Source organism: Shimia sp., assembly GCF_041624275.1.
In the GTDB taxonomy this organism is placed as follows: domain Bacteria; phylum Pseudomonadota; class Alphaproteobacteria; order Rhodobacterales; family Rhodobacteraceae; genus Shimia.
Window position 1 is genome coordinate 1 of sequence record NZ_JBFJVE010000307.1, and the last position, 1,894, is coordinate 1,894.

2 protein-coding genes and 1 pseudogene are annotated in these 1,894 nt (G+C 62.2%); all 3 read right to left on the reverse strand.

Annotated features, from left to right (window positions below):
• Positions 1-823, reverse strand: an 823-nt coding sequence (locus tag ABZD10_RS15465) for a branched-chain amino acid ABC transporter permease (protein WP_372887897.1), incomplete at its 3' end; no start/stop codon positions are given.
• 3 nt (positions 824-826) lie between these two features.
• Entirely contained in the window at positions 827-1,660 is an 834-nt protein-coding gene (locus ABZD10_RS15470; protein WP_372887899.1) for an ABC transporter ATP-binding protein, read from the reverse strand.
• Positions 1,657-1,894: pseudogene (locus ABZD10_RS15475) on the reverse strand (ABC transporter ATP-binding protein); the annotation flags it as partial. The pseudogene ABZD10_RS15475 and the gene ABZD10_RS15470, both read right to left, overlap by 4 nt.

Below are 1,894 nucleotides of genomic sequence, written 5' to 3' on the forward strand. Positions count from 1 at the left end.
CGATGATGAAGCCGCCGGCGATGGCCCCCAGCGGGTTGCCAAGCCCGCCGACGATGGCGCTGGCAAAGATCGGCAGCAGCAGCATGAAGTAGACGAAGGGTTTGAACGACTTGTCGAGCCCGTAAAGCGTGCCGGCGATGGTCGCCAGCGCGGCGACGATCATCCATGTGTACATCACCACCCGTTCCGGGTTGATGCCGGACAACAGCGCCAGATCCTCGTTGTCGGAATAGGCGCGCATCGACTTGCCGGTGCGGGTGCGGTTGAGGAACCAGAACAGAAGCGCCACGCAGATCACCGCCACAACCACGGTCAGCCCCTGGGTGGTCTTGATCGCCAGCCCTTCGCGCAGGCCGGTCATGGCCTTGAAGTCGCGCACCGAGATGATGAAGCGTTCGCCGTCGGAAAACTTCTGGTCATTGGGGCCGATGATGAAACGCACCAGACCGTTCATGATGAACATCACGCCCATCGAGACGATCACCAGAATGACCGGCTTGGCCTTCTGTTCGCGGTAGAAGCGATAGACCGTTCTGTCGGTTATCAGCACCATGACGATGGTCACCAGAATGGCGATCGGCAAAGCCAGCAGCGCGGTGGGCAGCGGGCCGAGACCGATGCCCATGCCCTGAAGCGACCATGTGGTCAGCACCGCCGCCATGGCGCCAAAGGCCATGGTGTCGCCATGGGCGAAGTTGGAAAAGCGCAGGATGCCATAGATCAGCGTCACCCCGAGCGCGCCGAGCGCCAGCTGGCTGCCATAGGCAATGGCGGGGATCAGCACAAAGTTGGAAAGGGCCACGAGGCCGTTGAGAAAGTCCATCGCTTAACCTCCCAGGAAGGATTTGCGCACTTCGGGATCGGCCAGAAGCTCTTTGCCGGTGCCGGTATAGGCATTGCGCCCCTGCACCAGCACATAGCCCTTGTCGGCGATCTCGAGCGCCTGGCGGGCGTTCTGTTCGACCATCAGGATCGGGATGCCGGTGCGGCTGACCTCGATGATGCGGTCGAACAGCTCGTCCATGACGATCGGCGACACGCCCGCCGTGGGCTCGTCGAGCATCAGCACCTTGGGCTGGGTCATCAGCGCCCGGCCCACCGCCACCTGCTGGCGCTGGCCACCCGAGAGTTCGCCGGCGTGCTGGTTGCGCTTTTCCTTCAGGATCGGGAACAGGTCATAGACCTGGGCCATGGTATCGCGGAAATCGTCCTTGCGGATGAAGGCCCCCATCTCGAGGTTCTCTTCCACCGTCATCGAGGTGAAGATGTTCGACGTCTGGGGCACGAAGCCCATGCCCTTGACCACGCGGTCCTGCGGCGTCAGCTGGGTGATGTCCTCGCCGTCCAGCAGCACCTTGCCGGAATGCACGTTGAGCATGCCGAACACCGCTTTCATGGCGGTGGATTTGCCGGCGCCGTTGGGGCCGACGATGACCGCGATCTCGCCGGGGTTCACCGCGATGGTGCATTCGTGCAGGATGTCGGGGCCCTTGCCGTAACCGCCGGTCATGGTGTCGCCGATCAGAAAGGGCGCGCCTTCGACGCGGCTGGTGGGGCCGCTTTTCTTGTGGGCCGGCGTCATGGTGCCGACGCCCTTGGGATTGGCGATCGAGGCGTCCTTGTTGCCACGATCGTCCTGATATGGATTGCCGCCGCTCATGCGCCTGCCTCCAGTTGATCCTTGTTTTTCAGGCCGGTGCCGAGATAGGCCTCGATCACCTGTTCGTTGGCCTTGATCTCATCGAGCGTACCCTGCGCCAGCACCTTGCCCTCGGCCATGCAGATCACCGGCGCGCAGATCTTGCCGATGAAATCCATGTCATGTTCGATCACCACGAAGGTATAGTTGCGCTCCTTGTTCAGTTTGAGGATCGCGTCGGCGATGGTATTCAGC

Coding starts and splice junctions, on each gene's coding strand:
- ABZD10_RS15470 (WP_372887899.1), bottom strand. CDS start 1,660: ATGAGCGGCGGCAATCCATATCAGGACGATCGTGGCAACAAGGACGCC.